1 protein-coding gene is annotated in these 389 nt (G+C 69.2%); it reads right to left on the bottom strand.

Annotated elements, in window-relative coordinates; genetic code table 11:
- The coding region (locus A5481_RS31715) for an ABC transporter substrate-binding protein (RefSeq protein WP_156655690.1) at window positions 1-389 on the bottom strand (389 nt) is incomplete at both ends.

Below are 389 nucleotides of genomic sequence, written 5' to 3'. Positions count from 1 at the left end.
TGAAGTTGGCGGCGGCCGACTGGCCGTACTCGTAGTTCGGCGCCACGATCGCCCAGCGCTTGACGCCGCGATCCTTGACCGCCTCGACCAGCATCCGGGTCTGCATGTAGGTGTTGGGCCGCACCCGGAAGGTGTAGCGGTTGCCGCTGCCCATGGTGAGCGCGTCGGTCAGGGGCTCGGTGGCGAGGAACAGCGCCTTGCGCTGGTTGGCGAAATCCGCCACCGCGAGGCCGACGTTGGACAGGAAGGTGCCGCACAGGAAGGCGACGTTCTCCCGCGTCAAGAGCTCCTCGGCGACCCGCGTCGCGTCGCCCGGGGTCGAGCCGTCGTCGCGAAACACGATCTCGATCGGCCGGCCGCCGAGCGCCTTGATGCCGCCGGCCTTGTTG

The sequence above is a fragment of the Methylobacterium platani genome, from assembly GCF_001653715.1.
GTDB classification, from domain to species: Bacteria; Pseudomonadota; Alphaproteobacteria; order Rhizobiales; family Beijerinckiaceae; genus Methylobacterium; species Methylobacterium platani.
This window is presented reverse-complemented; position numbering and strand designations above follow the sequence as displayed.